The sequence below is a fragment of the Lysinibacillus sp. NPDC093216 genome, assembly GCF_050280325.1.
Classification (GTDB): domain Bacteria; phylum Bacillota; class Bacilli; order Bacillales_A; family Planococcaceae; genus Lysinibacillus.
In genome coordinates this window covers 215,577-235,133 of the sequence record NZ_JBNNVB010000001.1, presented here as the reverse complement: position 1 = coordinate 235,133, position 19,557 = coordinate 215,577, and the positions used below count along the sequence as shown (strand labels likewise).

The window sequence follows — 19,557 nt, the reverse complement described above, 5'->3', positions numbered from 1 at the left end:
TAAACAATGACAAATGCAGTGGAACAAGAAAGTATTAAAGTAATTGTTTTTCAACTAGCGGATAAAGAATATGCGATTCCAGTGTCACATGTACAAGGAATTGAAAAACTAATGCATATTACGCGCGTACCGAAAACGGCGAAATATGTAAAAGGTGTTATTAACCTACGCGGTGTTGTAACGCCAATTGTAGATTTACGTGAACGGTTTGAATTACCTGTCTCTGAGCACGAAGAAACAACACGTATTATCATCATTTCATTAGAAGATATGGAAGTAGGTTTCGTCGTAGACTCTGCAAATGATGTGTTAGACATCCCTGCTGACTCAATTGAACCACAGCCCGAAGTAGTAGGCTCATTGGAAGAAGAGTTTATTTCAGGGGTGGCTAAAATAGATAAACGATTATTAATTTTATTGCATTTAGAGAAAGTACTAAATCCACTAAAGTAGGGATCGATAATGACATATAATCAAAAGATTACATCACTACATTTAGATGTATTGAAGGAAATTGGTAATATAGGTGCTGCGCATGCTGCGACAGCACTTTCCAATTTGCTTGGTAAAAAAATTGATATGCGAGTACCAAAGGTTGAAATGGTGTCATTTAATGACATGATGGAGCTTGCTGGGGGATCTGAAAATGTCGTAGTTGGAATCTATCTACGCATTGAAGGTGATGCTGAAGGTAGTATGTTCTTTATTCTGCCAATTGAACAAGCAAATCGTTTTATTCGTCGTCTCATATTTGATGAATCATTCGACTTTAAAAAACGACCTGTTTCAGAGTTAGGTTTATCAGCTATGCAAGAGATGGGTAATATTTTATCTGGCTCTTATTTATCGGCGTTATCTGACTTTACAAATTTAAAAATTTATCCAACTGTGCCAGGACTAAGTGTTGACATGTTTGGTGCCATTATTAGTATTGGTTTGATTGAATTATCACACGTTAGCGATAATGTTATCGTCATAAACACATCCATTTTTGAAGACGGTGTAGAGGATCAGGAAACAGTAAGAGGGCATTTCTTCTTATTACCAGATCCAGACTCATTTGATGCTATTTTTAAAGCATTAGGAGTTTCATAGATGATGCTAAACAGTAGTAATGGGCAAGTTGTAAAAGTTGGAATTGCACAAATGGATGTAGTAAAGTTACCAAATACGATAAGAACATCAGGTCTTGGATCTTGTGTAGGTGTTATTTTATATGATGAATCCAAAAAAATAGCTGGTTTAATACATGTGATGTTGCCGGATTCGAGTTTAGGTAGACAAGAGTCAATAAATGTGGCTAAATTTGCTGACACAGGCATTGCGGCAATGATTGACTTATTAAAGTTAGAAGGCGTTCAAAAATTCAAGCTAAAGGCAAAAATTGCGGGTGGTGCGCAGATGTTTCAATTCACTTCAGATAAAGATTCCATGCGCATCGGCCCACGTAATGTAGAAGCTGTGAGGCATGAGCTAAAGCGTCATGGAATTCGTTTAGTTGCCGAAGATACGGGCGGTAATAGTGGTAGAACAATTGAATTTAATCCTGCGACTTCGACATTACATATTCGAACGGTTAACCAAGGAGTGAGCGAAATATAATGTTTGGTTCTATTTTTTATAACCTATGGGGAGCTTTAACTGCCTTTTCTATATATTTTTTTAGTACATTTCTAAAACCTTATACACCACTACGTATTATCATAGGGTCATTTGTGGCGGGAATAATTGTGTTTTTCGTCATGTATATTGTAAGATTTTTAATTGCCTATATTTTATTCACACCGGAGGACGCTGAAGAAGTCGTTGAAGGTGAGCATGAAGAAAACGAATCCGGCAATCAGGAGGAAGACAATCAAGAAACACCTACGGCCAACTCTACCGTTGAGTTTCAAGATGAAAACTCAGAAGAAATTGCTCAAGTTGTACGCACAATGATGAATCGTGAGGATGATCCTCAATTAAATAATGTTTAAAAATGGGAGTCGCGAGTAGCGGCTCTTTTTATAGTTATCTTAATTCTTTTGCATTAGTAAGTTTTAACTATGCCAAACTAAAAAATGCCTGACACAAAAATGTAAAGAATCTGTGATAGAGTCTGAGAAACAAATGAAATTATAGTCGATTCTTGTTATAATATAGGAAAGAATTACATTGGTTATTTATGTTAGAGGCTCATAGCTAGTAACTCTTTGTGCCATCTACGAATAACTACATCAGGAAGAAGTACAACGGAAAATATCAAGGTAATATAAGACAGTGGCAAACAGGCGCGTAAATGCGTTTTTCTTAGAGAGGTGGATTACATGACACAACCAATTCTGAACGATGAACAAAAGCTGTGGAACCGCTGGATAAATGAACGTGATCCAGATGCTGGTGATTTACTTATAAAAAAATATATTTCTCTAGTATCCTATCATGTACAACGTATTGGAGCGAGCTTACCAAAGAGTGTATCGCGAGACGATTTAACGAGCTTAGGTATGGTAGGTCTTTTTGACGCGTTAAATAAATTTGATATAAATAGAGACTTGAAATTTGATACATATGCTTCTTTTAGAGTAAGAGGAGCAATTATTGATGGTTTACGTAAGGAAGATTGGTTGCCGCGTTCCGCACGTGAGAAGGCAAAAAAATTAGATGCACAGATTGAACAGTTAGAACAAAAATATATGCGTCATGTAACACCTGAGGAACTTGCGGAACATATGACTTTACCTGTTGAGGAAGTTTACCAAACTGTACAGGAGCATTTCTTTTCAAATGTTCTTTCCATTAATGAGCAGCAAGATCAAGATGAGGCTGATGGAAAGTCATTTGTTATTCGTGATGATACGACAACGACACCTGAACAAGCTATCGTTAAGTCAGAACTGCTTGGGGATTTAGCAGAAAATATCCAAAAGCTCAATGATAAGGAGCAGCTGGTGCTTAGTTTATTTTATACTGAGGAATTAACATTAACAGAAATTGGAGAAATGCTTGGGTTATCAACATCACGCATCTCACAAATCCACTCTAAGGCGCTATTAAAACTACGGAAATTATTATCTAATGAAATGATTAATGCATAATATCCTTATATACATATCGTTGAAGGAGGGAGTCTCATGAGTTTAAAGGGTGTCGAACTACAAATAGCTATTCCAAAAACTTTTGAAGCAGGGAAAATGGCGGATCAGGCACAACAACAAACTTTGGCTCAGCAAGCACATGCAAATGAAGCGTTAAAAAAAGAAATAGAACGCAAGCAAAAAGTTGTGAATACTTCAGAGGGTATGGATGAGATTAGCGAAGATGAAGAAGCAGGTGGCGAGTATATAAAAGGTACTCGAAAAAAGAAAAATAAGGATAACGAGAAGCGAGAAACGCAAGCGCAGCATCCGTTTAAAGGAAATTTTGTGGATTTTAGTGGATAGGAGCTTACTATGACAATCATACTAATAGCGGTTCTTTTTATTTTACAGCTACTTTCATTTTATTTCCTTATTATATTAAATACGAAGCTAGCAAAATTTAAGGACTTAGAAAAAAAACAGGAGCGCTTAATGCGTGAAATGGATGACACCATTAGTGTCTATTTAGCGGAGATGAAAGATGAAAATGATCGCCTAATTCAAGAGATGCAACGAGTTTCAAAGTCTGAAACTCAAACGAATGCTGTGAAACAGGAAGAACAGATTGTGAGACAAAAGGAGCAGGAGCAACCGCCTTCTCTGACAAAGGAAGAAAGTACAGTAGACGGTTCTATTAGTCTCGATCATGAACCGCGTATTTATGTGCCCAAAAATATCGTAGCCAATGCTTATTCACGTCAACAGCAAACTGGAGCTAAAGCTGAAGCTAAGATGGTACATTCGGCCCAACAACCAACTGATGCAACCGAAAAGGAAGAAACTAAACCATTAACAGTGGAACAACAAGTTGTTGAATTAGCGAAACAAGGTAAAACATCAGAAGAAATTGCAAAACAGCTTCAAAAAGGAAAAACAGAAATCGAGCTTTTATTGAAATTTCATAACTAAAACAGTTGCGAATGGGGTAAAGCTATGATATAGTTGCAAATGGTGTTATTAATACACACGCATTTTGATGTAGTAAGTGGTGCTCTAAGCTTAGGGTAGCTTGTTGCAAGTGATAAATGCGGAGGATAAAAACCAAACATACTAGGAGGAAATACACATGTCAGTAATTTCTATGAAACAATTACTTGAAGCTGGTGTACATTTCGGTCACCAAACTCGTCGTTGGAACCCAAAAATGAAGAAATATATCTTCGTTGAACGTAACGGGATCTACATCATCGACTTACAAAAAACTGTTAAAAAATTAGAGGAAGCTTATGACTTCATGCGTCAAGTTGGTCAAGACGGTGGTAAAGTTCTTTTCGTAGGTACGAAAAAACAAGCACAAGAAGCGATCAAAGATGAAGCTGAACGTTCAGGCAACTACTACATCAACCAACGTTGGTTAGGTGGTACTCTTACAAACTTCGGTACAATTCAAAAACGTGTTGCACGTATGAAAGCAATCGAAAAAATGGAAGAAGATGGAACTTTTGAAGTTCTACCTAAAAAAGAAGTAATCCAACTTAAAAAAGAACACGAACGTCTAATCAAATTCTTAGGCGGTATCCGTGATATGCACGCTCTTCCGGACGTAATGTTCGTGGTTGACCCACGTAAAGAACGTATTGCTGTTGCAGAAGCTATTAAATTAAACATCCCTCTAGTAGGTATTGTTGATACAAACTGTGATCCAGATGAAATCGACTACGTAATCCCTGCTAATGATGATGCTATTCGCGCTGTTAAACTTTTAACTGCTAAAATGGCTGACGCTTTAATCGAGTCAAAACAAGGTGAAGAAGAAGCTCCAGCTGTAGAAGCTGCTGCTGAGTAATTCACGTTTAGAAAAAGGTGATAAGTGGCTCAAAACCCTTATCACCTTTTTTAGAACCTATCACTAAAATTTGTACAACCAATTTGAGGAGGAAACACTAAATGGCAAACATTACTGCACAATTAGTAAAAGAATTACGCGAAAAAACTGGCGCTGGAATGATGGATTGTAAAAAAGCGTTAGTACAAACTGATGGCGATATTGATGCTGCAATCGATTTCCTACGTGAAAAAGGTCTTTCTTCAGCTGCTAAAAAAGCTGACCGTATCGCTGCAGAAGGTACAACTTTCATCTTAGAACAAGGTAACGAAGCAATCATCCTTGAAGTAAATGCTGAAACAGACTTCGTTTCTAAAAACGAAAAATTCCAAGTATTAGTTGCTTCTTTAGCTGAGCAATTACTTGCTGCTAAACCTGCAACAGTTGAAGCTGCTTTAGAGCTTGCAAATGCTGAAGGTGTGAAAATTGCAGACCAAATTTCAACTGCAGTTGCAACAATCGGTGAAAAAATCACTCTTCGTCGTTTCGAAGTGAAAACAAAAACTGATGCAGATGCATTCGGTTCTTATTTACACATGGGCGGTCGCATCGGTGTGTTAGTTTCTTTAGAAGGTTCTACAGATGCTTCTGCTGCAAAAGATGTTGCTATGCATATCGCAGCTATTAACCCTACTTATGTTTCTCGCGATGAAGTTTCTGCTGAAGAAGTTGAACGTGAGCGTAAAGTATTAACTGAACAAGCTCTTAACGAAGGTAAACCAGAAAACATCGTAGCCAAAATGGTTGAAGGTCGTCTTGGTAAATACTTCGAAGATGTTTGCTTACTTGACCAAACATTCGTTAAAAACTCAGATCAAAAAGTACGTGACTTCGTTGCTTCAACTGGCGGTTCAGTAAACGGCTTTGTACGTTACGCTGTAGGTGAAGGTATCGAAAAACGTGAAGATAACTTTGCTGAAGAAGTAATGAGCCAAGTTAAAGGTAACTAATTTACTTGCGTTAGATCCTAATCAAATAATATCTAGATTTTCTAGACAAAAAATGGGGAACACAACATAGCGTGTTCCCTATTTTTCCGAAATGAGCGAAAAAAAAGATAAAAATGTTTCATCCATCAAAAGTTGTGGATGTTTGTTAAAACGTATACTATGTACTATGTATATAAGTTGATTGGAGTGGAGACTGGGCAGGAAAGCGCCCAGTCGGAACGGAAATCAACCACACGTTATGGTGATGAGCCATATAATTTCCTATTCTGCCTTATTCATAACTAGCAATTATTGTTATTTATACTATAATGGAAAAGGGAATAGAGAAGTTTTAAATAAAGTCTGACGGAGGTTTACAATGAGTGTGCCACAATATAAACGAGTAGTTATAAAATTAAGTGGTGAAGCGTTAGCTGGGGAAGCGGGCTTCGGTTTATCACCAAAAATTATCAAGTCTGTTGCAGAAGAGGTAAAAGAAGTAGTAGATCTTGATGTAGAAGTTGCTGTTGTTGTAGGTGGCGGTAATATATGGCGTGGAAAAATCGGTAGCGAAATGGGGATGGATCGTGCAGCAGCCGATTATATGGGTATGCTAGCAACGGTTATGAACTCTTTAGCGTTACAAGATGCGCTTGAGAAATTAGGAATTGAAACACGTGTGCAATCTTCTATTGTTATGACACAAGTAGCGGAGCCATATATTCGCCGTAAAGCAGTTCGTCATCTAGAGAAAAAACGTGTAGTTATTTTTGCAGCAGGTACTGGTAACCCATTCTTCTCTACTGATACTACAGCTGCGTTACGTGCAGCTGAAATCGACGCAGATGCTATTTTAATGGCAAAAAATAATGTAGATGGTGTTTATTCTGCAGATCCAAAAGTAGATGCTACTGCCATTAAATATGATACACTCACATACTTAGACGTTATCCAACAAGGCTTACAAGTAATGGATTCGACAGCTTCTACTTTATGTATGGATAACGATATTCCGTTAATTGTCTTCTCAATTATGGAACCAGGTAACATTAAACGTGCCGTACAAGGCGAAAAAATTGGAACAGTTGTTAGGAGGAATGCATAATGGCTAAACAAGTTTTAGAACAAGCTAAAGAAAAAATGAACAAAACAATTGCCGCTTTTTCACGTGAACTATCTTCAATCCGTGCAGGTCGTGCAAATGCTGCTTTATTAGATCGCATTACAGTTGATTATTATGGTGCACCAACACCGATTAATCAGCTTGGAGGTGTTTCGGTACCAGAAGCACGCTTATTAGTTATTACACCTTACGATAAAACAATTTTAGGTGAAATCGAAAAAGCAATTATGAAATCAGATATTGGTATTACACCAACAAATGATGGATCTGTTATTCGTTTAATGATTCCTGCTTTAACAGAAGATCGTCGTAAAGATCTTGTGAAGCAAGTGAAAAAAGAAGCAGAAGATGCAAAAATCGCTGTACGTAATGTTCGTCGCGATGCGAATGATGATCTGAAAAAACTTGAAAAAGCTGGCGAAATCACAGAAGATGATCTACGTGGCTACGGTGAAGATATTCAAAAATTAACGGATGACTTCATCGTTAAAGTAGATCAAGTGGCGAAAGAAAAAGAAAAAGAAATTCTAGAAGTGTAAGCAACTCGTTTTGCATATCTATGATGGAACTTTTTGATGAGATGAAGGCGTCCTATATATATAAAGGACGTCTTTTCTCTTTACTGTTAAAGTATCTTCATTCAGCGGGTGTCCAAACACATACTGAGATAGAGCACCTTTAATTGTTTTAAGGGAAATATCTTTCATCTATTTTTGCTTTCATTTAAGATTAAGAAGAACTATTCTTAACGTGAACCGAAATACATTATTGAACAATGAACAAAATAAGGGAAACAATAACCCTTTTTAACCTTCAGTTGAGTGGGGGAAAAGTCTTAAAAGCCCCTCTAATAAAGAGTTCATCACCAAAAGTTGAAATATGTCATGATCAGTTGATGTTCTTTCGCCTACACTCAGTTGTAACGAAAGTTAACTCAACATATGGTGATATCTTAAAATGTGTGTAGTTCTAAAATAAGGTAGTTCATACATAGTCAATTTAGAGGGAAAAAAAAGACAAAACGCGCTTTTGTTTGTTATGATAGGTTAGTATACGTCCGATTAGTTGTAGTGGGGGAGTTAGCATGTTTAAAAAGCTATTAGGTAAACAAATAAATATAGATTCACTATCATTGGAGGAACGTGTTGCCCTTGCTAAAAACGAGCCGATTCCTGCCCATGTAGCGATTATTATGGACGGAAATGGACGTTGGGCAAAGAAACGTGCCATGCCACGTGTTGCAGGGCACCATGAAGGTATGAAGACGGTACGAAAGGTAACTAGATTTGCGTCAGATCTAGGTATTAAAGTTTTAACGGTGTACGCGTTCTCTACAGAAAATTGGAAGCGGCCAAAACCAGAGGTCGATTTCCTAATGCGTTTACCTGTCGAATTTTTAGGTTCATTTTTACCTGAAATGATGGAACGTAATGTACGTGTTGAGATGATAGGAGATCCATCTTTATTACCTGCGCATACGCAAAAAGCGTTGTATGAAGCGATGGAGGAGACGAAGCATAATACAGGATTAATTCTAAATTTTGCTCTGAATTATGGAAGTCGTTCGGAAATGGTTAACGCCATGAAAACAATGCTTCAGAAGGTGCAGGATGGTGAATTAACGATGCAAGACATAACAGAAGAATGCTTGACATCGCATTTAATGACGGCTCATTTACCAGAGCCAGATTTATTAATTCGTACAAGCGGTGAAGTGCGATTAAGCAACTTTATGTTATGGCAGCTCGCCTATACAGAATTTTGGTTTACAGATACATTGTGGCCAGATTTTAGCGAGGAAAACTTACTGAAAGCGGTGGAAAACTACCAGAAACGTAATCGCCGTTACGGTGGGTTGAAGGGAGAAGAAACAACTTGAAACAACGAATTATTACAGCAATAATTGCAGCAGCACTATTTATTCCATTTGTTATTTATGGAAAAGTGCCATTTACAATACTTGTGCTTGCAATGGCTGTTGTCGGCTTTTATGAAATACTAAAAATGAAAGGTATTTCACTTTTTTCAATACCAGGTTTTTTAGGGTTACTAACATTAATACTACTTGTTATACCAACAGACTGGTCAAGTAAGGTAGTAGATGCAATTGGCTATTCCTCCAATTTAATGGTTGTGTATGGTCTAATGATGCTATTACTCATATATGTAGTCCTTGTAAAAAATAAAATTACATTCGATGAAGTTGCATTTATATTATTAGGTGCGTTTTATGTCGGGTTAGGCTTCCATTACTTAATCGAAACACGAAGCTATGGTCTAGAGTTTGTCGTATATTGTTTACTTGTAGTTTGGACAACTGACTCAGGTGCATATTTTGTAGGAAGAAAATTAGGGAAAAATAAGCTATGGCCTGAAATTTCACCAAAGAAAACCGTGGAAGGTTTTATTGGTGGAATTGTCATTGCAGTAATCTTTGCTGTTGGGATGCAAGCAATTTATCCGTTTGCGGATGGTTATGTCTCACTTATTTTCATCACAATCTGTGCGTCAATTATTGGTCAAATGGGCGATTTAGTGGAATCGGCTATCAAGCGCCATTTTGACGTAAAGGATTCAGGAAATATTTTACCTGGGCATGGCGGTATTTTAGATCGCTTTGATAGTCTATTGTTCGTAGTCCCTTTACTACATTTTTTCCATTGTTTTTGGTAACTAGGAACAATAGTGGCTCATCGGTCGCTATAGGATAACGTCTAGTCGGAACCGAGATCAATTCTACGTTATGGTGATGTGCCATAATAATAGCATTTTCCTCTAAACAGAGTGATAATAATCGTGCTATATCATTTGCTGAGATAGAAAAAGGGGACAATTTGTCGTGAAAAAAATTAGTTTACTTGGTGCAACTGGTTCAATCGGTTGGCAAACCTATGATATTTTAAAAGAACAACGCGATGCCTTTCATTTAGTGGCATTTTCTTCAGGGAAAAATATCGAAAAAACTCGTGAAATGATTGAAACTTTAAAGCCTGAACTTGTATCTGTCCAATTAGAAGAAGATGCAATGATGCTCGCTAAAGAATATCCACAAGTACACTTTACGTTTGGTGCAAAAGGGCTTGTAGAGGTCGCTACACATCCTGATTCGACAGTGCTAGTAAACGCGGTTCTTGGAAGTGTTGGACTAGAATCGACATTAGCTGCAATTCGCATGGGCAAAACAATTGCCATTGCCAATAAAGAAACACTTGTAACCGCTGGACATTTAGTGATGGCAGAGGCCAAGAAATATAATGCAGCAATTTTGCCGGTTGATAGTGAGCATTCTGCGATTTTCCAATCGATGAATGGAGAGAATCCGAAAAATATTGAGCGATTAATTATTACGGCTTCTGGTGGTAGCTTCCGTGACAAAACACGCGAGGAATTGAAGCATGTAACGGTTGCAGATGCACTAAATCACCCGAACTGGTCAATGGGTGCGAAAATTACGATAGATTCAGCTACAATGATGAATAAAGGGCTAGAAGTCATTGAAGCACATGTGTTATTTGATATGCCTTATGATAAAATTGATGTACTTTTGCATAGAGAAAGTATTATTCACTCCCTAGTTGAGTATCATGATACTAGTGTCATTGCACAGCTAGGTACGCCGGACATGCGTGTACCAATCCAATATGCATTAAGCTACCCAGATCGTATGCCGCTACATAATGGACAACGACTTAATTTAGCGCAAATTGGTCAGCTCCATTTTAAAGAAATGGATTTTGAACGTTATCCAGCATTGAGACTAGCATATGAGGCTGGGCGCACAGGCGGTACAATTTTAACAGCGATGAATGCCGCGAATGAAGCGGCAGTTGCGGCATTTTTACAAGGGAAAATAACATTCCTTGAAATTGACGAAACGATTGAGCGTGTAATGCAAGCACATAACAACATATTAGTGCCAGATTTGCAAACAATTTTGCATGTAGACGGTGAAACAAGAAAAACAGTGTTAGACATGGTAAAATAAAGAGAAAAAATATCGTTAACTATTCGCTTTTTAAAGGTGGGGTATTATGCAAACAGCTATTGCATTTATTTTAATATTTGGCCTACTTGTATTCTTCCATGAATTTGGTCACTTCTTATTCGCGAAACGAGCAGGAATTATGGTTCGGGAATTTGCAATCGGTATGGGACCAAAAATTTATGGAAAAACACATGGTGAAACAATCTATACGATACGTTTATTGCCAATTGGCGGATACGTGCGTATGGCTGGTGATGACATGGATGGCGCCGAATTACAGCCGGGCTATCGAGTAGGGCTTATTGTAGATGAAGATAATGTGGTAAAGAAAATTATCTTTAATCAAAATAATAAGCAATTACCAGATTTGTTATTTTTAGAAGTTGAGCGTGCCGATTTAGAAAAGGATTTGTTTGTAGAAGGCTATGATGAAGAGGAAAAATTAGTTCGTTATAATGTTGCAAGAGATTGTATTCTCGTAGAAAACGGTAAAGAAACGTTAATTGCACCGTATGATCGCCAATTTAACGCTAAAACAGTCGGTCAACGAGCTATGACAATCTTTGCAGGCCCGTTATTTAACTTTATATTAGCTTTTATTATTTATATGATGATTGGCTTAATTCATGGTGTACCTACGTATGAGCCAATCATCACAGAAGTAGTAGAAAATGATCCAGCTGCACAAGCAGGAATGCTTGCAGGTGATAAAGTAGTTGGCATAGACGGACAAGTAGTTAAAAAATGGCAGGATTTAGCTGCTATTGTACAAGATCACCCTGGTGAAGATATTACTGTAACAGTTGATCGAAATGGTCAGCAAGTTAACCTAAATATGAAGGTAAAAGAAATAGAACAAAATGGCGATAAGTATGGCCAAATAGGGGTTAAGTATGAGAGTCCACGTGAATTTAATCCATTAAAGGCTGTTGTTTATGGCGCACAAGAAACTTATAATATGACTGCTAAAATATTTGAATTGCTTGGTATGTTAATTACCGGTAAATTCACGATAGATGCTCTATCAGGTCCAGTAGGAATTTATAAAGCGACAGAGCAGGTAGCTCAATATGGATTCATCAATTTAATGAATTGGGCTGCGATGTTAAGTATTAACCTTGGAATTATGAATTTACTACCGCTTCCAGCACTTGACGGTGGTCGTCTATTGTTCTTTGGTTTCGAAGCAGTAAGAGGCAAACCAATTGATCGTCAAAAAGAGGGTCTTGTGCATTTTGTCGGTATCGTACTATTGATGATCTTAATGGTCGTAGTTACATGGAACGATATACAACGATTTTTCTTTTAACTTATTTCAGCAGATGCCAAACATCCGCTGAAATAGAGGAACTCAGTCTAAGAACGCCACGTCCTGTGGCAACGACTGAGTGACCAACATCGGTGCTGTTGCTGTCACTTCGTTGCACTACGTTTTCGCACAGAATGAAACCCTTTTGCTGACGCTACGTTAGCACTACGCTTTCGCGCAAAAAACATCTGTTGGCCTAAATCCTCCGGCGGATGTCACGGAATCGGAAAGGAGTTCTTAAAGGATGTTAGCCTAAAATCATCGCATCCATGCGATAACGGCTAACTGACCTGCATCACGCAGGCCTAAGCACAAAGCCGATTCCGGACGCAATTATGCCAAGGCATAATTGATCTAAATAAATGAAGAGTTAAGTTAAGTTTTTCAAGTAAAACATCTTTAAAGGAAGCCATGGCAATTACGCTAAGGTGAAAATTGATTGAAAAAACATAGCTTTGAACGCAATTTTTTTGAAACATTGCGTTCAAAGCTAAATTTGTTTATGCTAATTAGAGTATAAAAACTTATCTATTAAAAAGGTGGAACACTGAATGAAGCAAAGTAAAACACTTATCCCAACGCTACGTGAAGTACCTGCTGATGCAGAGGTAAAATCACATAAGCAATTACTACGTGCAGGGTTTATTCGTCAAAATACAAGTGGGGTATACTCGTATTTACCGCTTGCAAAACGTGTGTTAACAAAAATAGAAAACATTGTTCGTGAAGAGATGGAAGCAATCAATTCAATTGAGCTTTTAATGCCTTCATTACAATCTGCGGAACTTTGGCAGGAATCAGGTCGCTGGGAAAAATACGGTCCAGAATTAATGCGTTTAAAGGACCGTCATGATCGTGATTTCGCATTAGGGCCAACTCATGAAGAAGTAATCACAACTTTAGTACGTGATGAAATTAAATCATATAAAAAATTACCGCTAACACTTTATCAAATTCAAACTAAATTCCGTGATGAAAAACGTCCTCGCTTTGGTTTACTACGAGGCAGAGAGTTTATTATGAAAGATGCATACTCTTTCCATGCATCACGTGAAAGTTTAGATGAAACATATGATGATATGTATCGTGCTTATTCAAATATATTCTCTCGTCTAGGTTTAAACTATCGTGCAGTTATTGCAGATGCAGGCTCAATTGGTGGGAAAGGTACACATGAATTTATGGTGCTTTCTGAAATTGGGGAAGATACAATTGCATACTCTGATACGTCTAATTATGCTGCAAACATCGAAATGGCAGAAGTTCTTGTAGACTATCAACCATCAGATGAAGCATTAAAAGAGCTTGAAAAAGTGGCAACACCAGACCAAAAAACAATCGAAGAAGTATCAGCTTTCTTAAATGTTGAGCCTTCGAATGTCATTAAATCATTAGTGTTTGATGTTGACGGTGAATTAGTTGTTGTACTTGCTCGTGGAGATCACGAAATTAATGATATTAAGCTGAAAAATGCGCTTGAAGCTGGTTCTGTTGAACTTGCTAGTGAAGCGGCAATCCGTGATTTATTAGGCTGTGGAGTTGGTTCAATCGGTCCTGTTAAATTACCAGTAGACGTAAAAGTAGTAGCTGACAATGCTATTAAATCTATTCGTAACGGTGTAGCCGGTGCAAATGAAGATGGTTTCCATTTAGTTAATGTTAATCCAGAGCGTGATTTTGCAGTGAATGAATACTTAGATATTCGTTTTATTCAAGAGGGTGATCCATCTCCAGATGGACAAGGAATTATCAAGTTTGCAGAAGGTATCGAGGTTGGTCATATATTCAAATTAGGAACAACTTACTCTGCAAAAATGAATGGTACATTCTTAGACGAACAAGGTAAATCACAACCATTTATTATGGGATGCTATGGTATTGGTGTGTCACGTATTTTAGCTGCTGTTGCAGAGCATTTCCAAGATGAAAATGGTTTTGTTTGGCCAACACAATTAGCTCCTTATGATATCCATGTTGTCCCTGTTAATACAAAGGATGAAACACAGGTTGCCTTAGCTGATGAGCTATATGGCTTATTGAAATCATACCGTTATGATGTGCTATTAGATGATCGTGCTGAGCGCGCTGGAGTTAAATTCGCAGATGCTGACTTAATTGGCTTACCTGTCCGTGTAACAGTAGGTAAAAAAGCAACTGAAGGTATTGTTGAGGTTAAATTCCGTCAAACAGGTGAAACGTTCGAATGGAAAAAAGAAGAGGTCATTGATCGCTTAAATGAATTTTTCCGCAAAAATTAAATGCTTGTCCCAAAAAGGATGAAAATGGCATTAAATAGATAAAAGATTCGCGCCACTTCTCGGGGACAGCGAGCCAAGCATGAATTCATAGATGTTTAGGATTTGTGAGGCTTGACGGTCGCCCGCGGAAAGGGAGCGAATTTTTTCTTTGATTCGTTAACGTTGGTGAGGAAATAAAACAAGGGGCTTTTAAGACTGCCTCTTTCTGAAAGTAGGTGTCAATAGATTGGAACAGCAACAAGAAGCAAGAACGAAGTTTCAAATGCTCTTGCAACAACTAGAGTTAACAGAAGATGTGTATATGTCCTTTTTTGAAGAAGGTGAATTATCACGACTAACTGTACACAAAAAGAACAGGCTATGGAATTTTACCATTAAATTACGAGATATACTTCCTTTTCAACTATACCAACTATTTCGTACTCGTTTGACTGAAAAATTTTCAGCGATCGCTCAAATCCACACAACTTTCGATACGGTAGAGAAAAATGTTACGGAAGAACTTGTCCAACAATATTGGCTAACAGTAGTAGAACAAATAGATGAGATGGCGCCACCTTTAAAAAATTGTCTAGCATCGCAAATGCCTATGTGGAATGGGCAAAAAATCACTTTATCTTGCATGCAAGAAATGGAATTTATGATGCTGAAAACGAAGTATGCAGAAAAGCTTTCCGAAAGCTATAGTTACTTTGGCTTTCCACACATTGTGATAGATTTTGTGCTTCAAGAACAAACGGAAGAAATGATTGCGGCACAGGAAGCTTTCATGGAACAGAGGCGTTTAGAGGAAGCAGCTTTAGCTCAGCAAGCGATACAAGATTACCAAAAACGTGAGCAGGAGAAGAAAGAAAATCCAGCTATTGCGAACCTTGGTGACCGTCCATTCCAACTTGGTATGTTAATTAAAGATGATGAAACAATGGAAATTAAACGCATTGTTGAGGAAGAACGCCGTGTTATCATAGAAGGTTTTGTTTTTGATACGGAAATTAGGGAGCTGAAAAGTGGTCGCTCTTTATTACAAATTAAAATTACCGACTATACGGATTCTATAGTAGTAAAAATGTTCTCACGTGATAATGATGATGCGGAACTTATGAAGTATTTGAAAAAAGGCATGTGGGTAAAAGTCCGAGGCTCTGTACAAACTGACACATTCATTCGTGATTTAATTGTTATGGCAAATGATATCAATGAAATTAAAAAAGCAACACGACAGGATAAGGCGCCAGAGGGAGAAAAACGAGTTGAATTACATTTGCATACACCAATGAGTCAAATGGATGCTGTGACACCAGTTGGTAGACTCGTTGAGCAGGCTGCAAAGTGGGGTCATCCAGCTGTGGCTATTACTGACCATGCTGTTGTGCAATCCTTTCCAGAGGCCTATGCAGCAGGGAAAAAGCATGGCATAAAAGTTATTTATGGCATGGAGGCTAATTTAATAGATGATGGTGTACCGATTGCGTATGCACCTGAAAACCGATTATTAGCTGATACTACCTATGTCGTGTTTGACGTAGAGACGACAGGTCTATCTACTGCTTACGATACTATTATTGAGCTTGCTGCAGTTAAAATTCAAGATGGAAATGTGATAGACAAATACGAAAGCTTTGCCAATCCACATCATCCACTTTCAGCAACGACCATCGAACTGACAGGTATTACAGATGATATGGTACGTAACGCGCCAGAAGTAGAGCAAGTCATTAAGGAGTTCCATGAATTTATCGGAGATGGCATAGTAGTAGCCCACAATGCATCGTTTGATATGGGCTTTTTATACACAGGCTATAAAAAATTTGGGCTAGAGGGAACGATTCATCCAGTTATTGATACGTTGGAGCTTGCGAGAATGCTTTATCCAACGATGAAAAACCATCGTTTAAATACACTTTGTAAAAAATTCAATATTGAATTAACCCAGCATCACAGGGCTATTTATGATACAGAGGCAACGGGTTATTTACTTTTACAGCTGTTAAAAGATGCAGATGAATTAGATATTAAATACCACGACGACTTTAATAAGCATGTTGGTGGTGGAGATGCTTATAAAAAGGGACGACCAATGCACTGCACAATATTAGCGGTAGATAATGCTGGACTAAAAAATTTATTTAAACTAGTCACCCACTCCCATACAAAAACTTTCTATCGTGTACCTCGCGTAACAAGAGCGGTTCTAGAGCAATATAGAGAAGGTTTATTAGTCGGATCAGGTTGTAGTAATGGCGAATTATTTGAGACGATGATGAATAAATCCCCAGAGGAAGCAGAACAAGTTGCGAGATTTTATGATTATATTGAAGTTCAACCAAAGGCGGTGTATGCACCGTTAATTGAGCGCAATGTCGTACGTGATGAATGGACACTTGAAGATATTATTCGCAAGCTTGTAAAGCTAGGGAAGAAAATCGATAAGCCAGTTGTAGCTACCGGTAATGTCCATTACTTAGACCCGACAGATGGGATGTTCAGACAAATACTAATTGGCTCTCAAGGTGGTGCCAACATCTTAAATAGATCAAAGCTACCTGAAGTTCATTTTAGAACGACTGATGAAATGCTTGAAGAATTTGATTTTTTAGGGCCGGATCTTGCGAAGGAAGTAGTTGTCACCAACTCTCAAAAAGTAGCAGATATGATTGGTGATGTTAAGCCGATTAAAGATGATTTATATACACCAAAAATTGAAGGCTCAGATGATGAGGTTACAAATTTAACCTATGAAATGGCACATCTTATATACGGAGAAGAACTACCAGAAATCGTGAAGGCCCGAATTGAAAAGGAATTAAAGTCAATTTTAGGCCATGGTTTCGGCGTAATTTATTTAATTTCTGCGAAGCTTGTGAAAAAATCATTAGCGGATGGCTATCTAGTAGGTTCTCGTGGATCAGTTGGATCTTCATTAGTAGCGACCTTTATGGAGATTACTGAAGTAAATCCTCTGCCACCTCATTATGTTTGTCCAAATTGTAAGCATTCCGAGTTTTTTAATGATGGTTCAGTAAGCTCAGGCTTTGACTTACCAAATAAAGATTGTACGGAATGTGGGACACCCTATAAAAAAGATGGGCAAGATATCCCATTCGAAACGTTCCTTGGCTTTAAGGGAGATAAGGTACCTGATATTGATTTGAATTTCTCGGGGGAATATCAACCACAAGCCCATAACTATACGAAGGTATTATTCGGTGAAGATTATGTATATCGTGCTGGAACAATCGGTACAGTTGCGGAAAAAACGGCGTATGGCTATGTAAAGGGCTATGCTAGTGATAACAACTTGCATTTCCGCGGTGCCGAGGTAGATCGCTTAGTACAAGGTTGTACAGGCGTAAAACGTACATCAGGGCAACACCCTGGTGGAATTATCGTAGTACCAGATTATATGGATATCTTTGACTTCTCACCAGTGCAATTCCCTGCGGATGCTCAGGATGCAGAATGGCGTACGACGCACTTTGATTTCCATTCTATTCACGATAATATTTTAAAGCTTGATATTCTAGGGCACGATGATCCGACTGTGATTCGTATGTTGCAGGATTTATCAGGGATAGATCCAAAAACGATTCCAACAGATGATCCAGTCGTTATGAAAATCTTTAGTTCTCCAGAATCTTTAGACGTAACAGAAAAACAAATTGGCTGTAAGACGGGAACACTCGGTATTCCTGAGTTCGGTACTCGTTTTGTACGCCAAATGCTTGAAGATACGAAGCCATCAACATTCTCAGAGCTTGTGCAAATTTCAGGACTTTCACACGGAACAGATGTATGGCTTGGTAATGCGCAAGAGTTAATTCAAAACGGTACATGTGTGCTGAAAGAAGTAATTGGCTGTCGTGACGATATTATGGTGTATTTAATTTACCAAGGGTTAGAACCTTCACTGGCATTTAAAATTATGGAGTCCGTGCGTAAAGGGAAAGGTTTATCTGAAGAGTTTGAGGCAGAAATGCTGGCGAATAAAGTACCAGGTTGGTATATCGATTCATGTAAAAAGATAAAATACATGTTCCCGAAAGCCCATGCGGCAGCTTACGTGTTAATGGCTGTTCGTATTGCATGGTTTAAAGTACATTTCCCGATTCTTTATTATGCAGCGTATTTCACAGTACGTGCAGATGATTTTGATTTAATTGCCATGGTACAGGGCTCGCAAATGATTCGTGCAAAAATTGATGAAATCAATATAAAGGGCTTAGATGCTTCAACAAAAGAAAAAAACCTATTAACTGTGATGGAACTAGCACTTGAAATGTGTGAGCGTGGGATGAGCTTCCAGAAGGTCGATTTATATCGTTCGCAGGCTAGTGAATTTATCATTGATGGGAACTCTTTAATTCCACCATTCGATGCGATTCCTGGACTTGGTACAAACGTTGCGAAACAAATTGTGGCAGCACGTGAGGACGGCGAATTTTTATCGAAGGAAGATTTACAGCAACGAGGTCGAGTATCCAAGACATTGATTGAATACATGGATCAATTGGGTTGTTTAGAAGGAATGCCTGATGCGAATCAATTATCACTTTTCTAAAATAAGAAGGTTAGTCTAAAGGGATCATCATCAATAACGAATAACTTATAAGCCTTATGTTCAAATTAAGGCTTATAAAGCTGAGGGTGAAATTTGTTTAAATGTATATCATGTAAATAAGCTGATTGAAGTGAAGGCTGGACGCCCCTAGGAAAGCGCCCAGCTGGAACGGAAATCAACCCACTCGTTATGGTGAAGAGCCTAATTTAAGCACAATTTTCAATTTCCAGACGCAATTAAGTCGAGGCATAATTGATTAGATGAGATGTCTAGAAAAAGGAAATTTGCATTGTGCTGTAAACTATGCTATCCTAATGGTAATAATTTGTTGATATTTTTCCAGCAAAAGAGTGGGACCTTCCCGCTCTTTTCTGTTGTTATACCGTAGCAAAACAAATTTTTGACTAACAGCAGGTAAGACCGTTAAATTTCACCAAAGCTACTGGTGGAA

Annotated in this window: 17 protein-coding genes; all 17 read left to right on the top strand. The window is 38.0% G+C overall.

Annotated features, from left to right (window positions below):
• Positions 1–6: 6 nt before the first annotated feature.
• The 17 genes from ACQKOG_RS01150 to ACQKOG_RS01070 all read left to right on the top strand — a co-directional run bounded on the left by ACQKOG_RS01150 (position 7) and on the right by ACQKOG_RS01070 (position 19,106).
• Complete coding sequence (locus ACQKOG_RS01150; protein ID WP_370042849.1) at positions 7–453, top strand: chemotaxis protein CheW; 447 nt, start codon at positions 7–9, stop codon at positions 451–453.
• Between the two features lie 9 nt (positions 454–462).
• Positions 463–1,095, top strand: a complete 633-nt coding sequence (locus ACQKOG_RS01145) for a chemotaxis protein CheC (protein WP_132357421.1) — start codon at positions 463–465, stop codon at positions 1,093–1,095.
• Positions 1,096–1,602, top strand: a complete 507-nt coding sequence (locus ACQKOG_RS01140; protein WP_402868117.1) for a chemotaxis protein CheD — start codon at positions 1,096–1,098, stop codon at positions 1,600–1,602.
• Positions 1,602–1,976 (top strand): hypothetical protein, encoded by a 375-nt coding sequence (locus ACQKOG_RS01135; RefSeq protein ID WP_415730921.1) that lies wholly within the window; start codon positions 1,602–1,604, stop codon positions 1,974–1,976. Before ACQKOG_RS01140 ends, ACQKOG_RS01135 begins: the two co-directional genes overlap by 1 nt.
• Positions 1,977–2,306: 330 nt before the next feature.
• Entirely contained in the window at positions 2,307–3,077 is a 771-nt protein-coding gene (locus ACQKOG_RS01130) for a FliA/WhiG family RNA polymerase sigma factor (RefSeq protein ID WP_370075208.1), read from the top strand.
• Between the two features lie 36 nt (positions 3,078–3,113).
• Positions 3,114–3,422, top strand: coding sequence for an RNA polymerase subunit sigma (locus tag ACQKOG_RS01125; protein ID WP_370075207.1), 309 nt, complete (start codon positions 3,114–3,116; stop codon positions 3,420–3,422).
• Between the two features lie 9 nt (positions 3,423–3,431).
• Entirely contained in the window at positions 3,432–4,028 is a 597-nt protein-coding gene (locus ACQKOG_RS01120; protein ID WP_370075206.1) for a DUF6115 domain-containing protein, read from the top strand.
• Between the two features lie 157 nt (positions 4,029–4,185).
• The gene (gene rpsB, locus ACQKOG_RS01115) at positions 4,186–4,905 is read left to right on the top strand and encodes a 30S ribosomal protein S2 (RefSeq protein WP_049668466.1); all 720 of its coding nucleotides are present in this window, start codon (positions 4,186–4,188) and stop codon (positions 4,903–4,905) included.
• A gap of 101 nt (positions 4,906–5,006) precedes the next feature.
• Entirely contained in the window at positions 5,007–5,894 is an 888-nt protein-coding gene (gene tsf, locus ACQKOG_RS01110) for a translation elongation factor Ts (protein WP_370075205.1), read from the top strand.
• Positions 5,895–6,252: 358 nt separating this feature from the next.
• Complete coding sequence (gene pyrH, locus ACQKOG_RS01105; RefSeq protein ID WP_370075204.1) at positions 6,253–6,978, top strand: UMP kinase; 726 nt, start codon at positions 6,253–6,255, stop codon at positions 6,976–6,978.
• On the top strand, positions 6,978–7,535 hold the full coding sequence (gene frr, locus ACQKOG_RS01100; protein WP_370075203.1) for a ribosome recycling factor: 558 nt from the start codon (positions 6,978–6,980) through the stop codon (positions 7,533–7,535). Before pyrH ends, frr begins: the two co-directional genes overlap by 1 nt.
• Positions 7,536–8,080: 545 nt before the next feature.
• A complete protein-coding gene (locus ACQKOG_RS01095) occupies positions 8,081–8,875 on the top strand; it encodes an isoprenyl transferase (RefSeq protein WP_370075202.1) in 795 nt (264 codons plus the stop codon).
• Complete coding sequence (locus ACQKOG_RS01090) at positions 8,872–9,669, top strand: phosphatidate cytidylyltransferase (RefSeq protein WP_370075201.1); 798 nt, start codon at positions 8,872–8,874, stop codon at positions 9,667–9,669. Before ACQKOG_RS01095 ends, ACQKOG_RS01090 begins: the two co-directional genes overlap by 4 nt.
• A 166-nt stretch (positions 9,670–9,835) precedes the next feature.
• The gene (gene dxr / locus ACQKOG_RS01085; protein WP_415730918.1) at positions 9,836–10,981 is read left to right on the top strand and encodes a 1-deoxy-D-xylulose-5-phosphate reductoisomerase; all 1,146 of its coding nucleotides are present in this window, start codon (positions 9,836–9,838) and stop codon (positions 10,979–10,981) included.
• 46 nt (positions 10,982–11,027) lie between these two features.
• A complete protein-coding gene (gene rseP, locus ACQKOG_RS01080) occupies positions 11,028–12,290 on the top strand; it encodes an RIP metalloprotease RseP (RefSeq protein WP_370075199.1) in 1,263 nt (420 codons plus the stop codon).
• A 551-nt stretch (positions 12,291–12,841) separates the two neighbouring features.
• Positions 12,842–14,548, top strand: a complete 1,707-nt coding sequence (locus ACQKOG_RS01075; protein WP_402868109.1) for a proline--tRNA ligase — start codon at positions 12,842–12,844, stop codon at positions 14,546–14,548.
• Positions 14,549–14,774: 226 nt separating this feature from the next.
• Positions 14,775–19,106, top strand: a complete 4,332-nt coding sequence (locus ACQKOG_RS01070; RefSeq protein ID WP_427444523.1) for a PolC-type DNA polymerase III — start codon at positions 14,775–14,777, stop codon at positions 19,104–19,106.
• The last annotated feature ends 451 nt before the right edge of the window (positions 19,107–19,557 follow it).